The sequence below is a fragment of the Flavobacterium sp. genome, assembly GCF_031363805.1.
GTDB lineage: Bacteria > Bacteroidota > Bacteroidia > Flavobacteriales > Flavobacteriaceae > Flavobacterium.
The window spans coordinates 1-4,442 of sequence record NZ_JANLVD010000140.1; the positions used below are offsets into that span (position 1 = coordinate 1).

5 protein-coding genes are annotated in these 4,442 nt (G+C 29.6%); 1 reads left to right on the top strand and 4 read right to left on the bottom strand.

Going from position 1 to position 4,442, the window contains the following annotated elements; genetic code table 11:
- Positions 1–673: TRCF domain-containing protein (locus RMN92_RS08320; RefSeq protein WP_309609007.1), on the top strand; the 673-nt coding region annotated here is incomplete at its 5' end.
- 700 nt (positions 674–1,373) lie between these two features.
- On the opposite strand, the gene RMN92_RS08325 is transcribed toward RMN92_RS08320, so the two are convergent.
- From RMN92_RS08325 to RMN92_RS08340, 4 genes are all read right to left on the bottom strand, one after another.
- Positions 1,374–1,526, bottom strand: coding sequence for a hypothetical protein (locus RMN92_RS08325; protein WP_309609008.1), 153 nt, complete (start codon positions 1,524–1,526; stop codon positions 1,374–1,376).
- A 106-nt stretch (positions 1,527–1,632) separates the two neighbouring features.
- Complete coding sequence (locus RMN92_RS08330) at positions 1,633–2,202, bottom strand: hypothetical protein (protein WP_309609009.1); 570 nt, start codon at positions 2,200–2,202, stop codon at positions 1,633–1,635.
- 241 nt (positions 2,203–2,443) lie between these two features.
- Positions 2,444–2,896, bottom strand: a complete 453-nt coding sequence (locus RMN92_RS08335; RefSeq protein WP_309609010.1) for a cytochrome c oxidase assembly factor Coa1 family protein — start codon at positions 2,894–2,896, stop codon at positions 2,444–2,446.
- Positions 2,897–2,990: 94 nt separating this feature from the next.
- Positions 2,991–4,169 carry a hypothetical protein gene (locus RMN92_RS08340; RefSeq protein ID WP_309609011.1) on the bottom strand — a complete coding sequence of 393 codons (1,179 nt, stop codon included), beginning with the start codon at positions 4,167–4,169 and terminating at the stop codon, positions 2,991–2,993.
- Between the last annotated feature and the right edge of the window lie 273 nt (positions 4,170–4,442).

Sequence of the window (4,442 nt, forward strand, 5' to 3'; positions counted from 1 at the left end):
ATTTTCCGAATTAGGAAGCGGCTTCAACATTGCCATGAAAGATCTGGAAATTCGTGGCGCAGGCGATTTATTGGGTGGCGAGCAAAGCGGTTTTATTAATGAAATTGGTTTCGAAACTTATCAGAAAATCATGAACGAAGCCATCGAAGAACTCAAGGAAAATGAGTTCAAAGATTTGTATGCCGATGAACAAAATACCACCGAAAAAGAGTATGTAAAAGACCTTCAGATAGATTCCGATTTTGAATTACTTTTCCCCGACGATTATATAAATAGCGTAACCGAACGTCTGGCTTTATACAATGCTTTGGCTTTAATAAAAGACGAAGTAGGTTTGCAACAATATGAAAAACAGTTAATTGACCGTTTTGGCGCTTTACCAAAACAAGCTATCGCTTTACTCAACAGTTTGCGCATTAAATGGATTGCCACCAAAATTGGAGTTGAAAAACTAATTTTGAAACAAGGCAAAATGGTTTGCTATTTTGTTTCCGACCAACAAAGTGATTATTACCAATCCAAAAGTTTTCAAAAAGTATTGCAATTTGTACAAAAACAACCACAATTGTGCAAAATGAAAGAGAAAGAAACCAAAAATGGGTTACGATTGTTATTGACTTTCGAGAATGTAAAAAGCGTAAAGAAGGCTTTGGAATTGATGGAGATGGTTTAAAATTTTAATAAATTTTTTTTGTGCCTAATCCAGCTTTCCGCTCTAGCCCTCATTTCAAAAGCTTTTTTTCTATTCTCGCCACAGGAGCTTCCTTTGGTCGCTCTGTTGCTCAAAGAAAAAATAGCTTTTAAAATTTCGGGGCTGTCGCTGCAATCTGGGGCATTGTGGTAGTTTTAAGAATTTATATTTTGCTCATACTCATATTTTCAAATAGCAATCATTATTTTTTCATTTACTGTAATGGTGTAAAATTTGCAGAGCTAGTTGTTTTTATGGAATACTTTGGAGAGCTGGAGAACTGCACATTTTTTAAAACCTACTTTTATGAGATCAAAAACTCGTTTTTAAGTCATCAAAATTTTATAATTGCGAACTTTAATTAAATAACCAATCTCGCTTTGGAGTTGCTAAACGAGGTTGGTTATTTTTGATTTTGGCACTTCTTTTCTAAAAGTGGAGGTTGCGCAACAACTACGGCTTTTAACTGCTGTAGTTTTTTCTATAATTCGTTTAAATTTTCTTTGTACTCTTTTAAAAATTTATTTTTTATACTATTTAATTTACTTAGTTTATTTTCCCATTCAATTCTATACTTTTTATCATTTGCTATCGTTAAATCGGACTCTAAATCTGCCATAAAAATATCAACTGATAAACGTACTGAAATTACTTCATTTTTTGAAATTTCATTTTGTGATTGTCATTTTTTCGCAATATCCAATATTTTTTGTGCAAAATTGGTTAAGTAACTTTTTGATGGACGTTTTTGTCTAATTTCAAAGTTGTAATCTTCTCTATTTTCACTCTTATAGTTATTTAATTCAACTTCTGGATTGAATATTTCTGCTTTCATGAATTACGTATTTAAAGTTCAAATATACAGTTAAAATGGTTTCAGTTTCATTTTTCTACTATAACAGTTAACGTTGTAGTAGCTGTTAGCGGTAGTTTTTATTCTTTTAATATTTTTTTAATTCAAATAATTCTGGATAATGATAACGATTTATGAACCGACCAAATTCAGTTTGACCCTCAGTTGTACTAAATTTTGCTAAATCAATATTTTCAAATTCTTTCTCAATTTTAATTGCGGATAATATTTGATTGTTATTCACTATAAACCATTTGTCCTTGTCTAAATTATTGATAGATATAGTGAAATATTTATCTGAAATATAAATGGAAACATTTTCTCCAAATATTGTTTGAATTGCTGGTTGTGCAATTTCTGGATATGGACCTGAAGGTGTTGGGTAATTAAAACAATCTGGCCAAGATTTTCCAAATGAAATTTCATCATTAGGTTTTAAAATTTTTATTTCTACCCCCAAAGATTTAAGTTTCAAAATTAAATCATCTTTAGAGAAGTACTCAATATGAATAATTATTTCATCACCGTCAGTAACGTACGAATTTAAACGACCTCTTAAAAAGCAGAAGTATTTTAGTTGTTGTATTTTTGGAAGAAATTTTTCTTTATCATAATGGTCAAAAATAGAATCTATTTCTAATTTCGGAAATTTCAACATATGTATCTTTTTTTTAAATTACCGCTAACGTCCCGCAATTACAGCGGGTTTGTAACTAAATTAAGCCCATTCTTTAGATTTACCACCCGAGTGATAGCGAACAGGCGAAGCAAATCATCACAAAAACATAACCAACTTTGCATTAAGCCTATTGCCCAAATCCGTTGTAGTAGCTGTTGAAGGTTCGGTTTTGTCTTTAATACAAAGTTTCTGGATTGTAATATTGACTTAATTTCGACAATTATTTTTTCTCAATCGTATCTTTTAAAATTTGTATTTCTTCTTTCGGCTCTTTAATTCTTATATTTATTTTCTTATATTTCCATCCTTTTCTGTCCTTGACAGCAGAAATATCCATTTTACCTTTCCCTTTATTTCCTTTTAATCTTACTGATAGTTCAACTGAATTATTATTGTTTGAATAAACTGCATTTCCTTCTAAAATTGCTAATTTATCAATAGGTTCTATTTCTCCGATAACTTGGATAACTCTTTGATTGGTTTTTGCTTTTTCAATAGCTTTTTCATAAAGTGAGTTATCAGAATATGCTTGCGCAATATCCATGACATTTCCGTCCATACTTGAACTCAAAATTAATCCAAATAAGAACAAAAATATTAATAAGAAAGTAGGCAAAAACCATTTCCAATTTCTTTTCCACCAACTTTTTTCCACAATTAATTCATTATCCATGTTTTGAGTTTTAATTTTCTACTTTTAATTCTTTTTTCTGTAAAATTTTGGTTCAACTATCTGCTAACATCTCGCTATTACGGCGTGTTTGGGACTAAATTAAGCCCATTTTTCGGATTTGCCAAATCTTCCAAATACAAAACCAACTTTCCATTAAGACAATTGCCCAAATCCGTTGTAGTAGCTGTTGTACCTTGTGCTTTTCGAATTGTGATGTTATCTCGTTTAATTCGATTAGTTGTTCGTTGTATAATTTTATCAATGCTTTTATATTTTCTGTAATATAATGTTTCTCCATTTTCAACCCTTTTATTGAACTTAAACAAGCTGAAATAACATTTGCTAGAGGTTTTGTTTGCGGTTCTAATCTATAATGGCTTAAAATATTTAGAGCTGGTAGAAAAAAATGTTCATCTAAAATATAAGGATTGAAATTTCCATCTGCTAGATGCGGAATTATATGTTTAGCATATAAATCGGTTAATGGTTTGTACCTTTTGTCGTTAATTGGTTCTCCGCCAATTTCTTTTTCAAGAGATACACCATAATCACCAAATGCAATATTAAAGGCTTGCATATTCTTAGTAAATTCATTCGTGTATTTTGAAATGCCTAGTAAATAGCTGTCAAATTTTTCATTTACGGTTTTGTATAGATGCTCTAATATGCTAATATAACCATTCGTACGATTGGATATTTTTACTATTTTTTTAAAATCTAAGCCTTTATTATTCTGTTCAATGAATTTTATTAATTCACTTTTATCTAAAGATTTAAAAATATCACCACTAACGGATGAATATAAACCCAAATTTGGTGTTTCAAATTCGTTGTTGTCATTTTCTGTTTGAAATTTTTCAAGAGATTTTATTTGTTGCTCGAGAGGTTCTTTTAAACTTCTCAATTCTGCAATCCATCTTTCACCAGATTTTTTAATTTTCGTTTTATTTGAACGTTTTTCAAGAATTTCTTTTACCCAAATACCAAGAAGTAAAGTAAAAACAGGTAATAAATATTTTAGCCAATCAGTTTCTTCCTTTTGCTTAACTATTACAATTTTTGTTGTATTTTCTCTATTTGAAGGTATTGTTATTTCTTTCTTCTCGAAATTGAGAGTTGTTGTGTCAATTAGTTTAGTTTTATTATTGTCTTTTCTTTTAGAAGAAATTGTTTTCTTTTCTTGGCTTTTAGAAGTTTTATTTAACGTCGTTAAACTTTGACTAAAAGCAAAAATTGAAAGTAAAATAAAATAGGATGTTAGAATTCTCTTCATTTGTTTAGTATTAGGTACAACTTACATATATTCGCTACTTTATAACAACTATACATCCCTAAATGAATAAATTGTCGGTATTGATTGTCGGTTTTTAAACAAATATAGAAATATTGTTTATTACAAATCATGAAAAGAACTTTTTATCTGTTGAATACTTTTTGTACTTATGTTGATATAAATTTAGGTAGTTTTACCGAAAAAATTTAATTACAAAACTTCCAAATTATTGTCTAAATCCTAGCGGTCGAACTACGCGCGCTTGACCGAAAT

Excerpts from the sequence above, each read along its gene's own strand:
- RMN92_RS08325 (WP_309609008.1), bottom strand. The coding sequence starts at position 1,526 with ATGAAAGCAGAAATATTCAATCCAGAAGTTGAATTAAATAACTATAAG.
- RMN92_RS08330 (WP_309609009.1), bottom strand. The coding sequence starts at position 2,202 with ATGTTGAAATTTCCGAAATTAGAAATAGATTCTATTTTTGACCATTAT.
- RMN92_RS08335 (WP_309609010.1), bottom strand. The coding sequence starts at position 2,896 with ATGGATAATGAATTAATTGTGGAAAAAAGTTGGTGGAAAAGAAATTGG.
- RMN92_RS08340 (WP_309609011.1), bottom strand. The coding sequence starts at position 4,169 with ATGAAGAGAATTCTAACATCCTATTTTATTTTACTTTCAATTTTTGCT.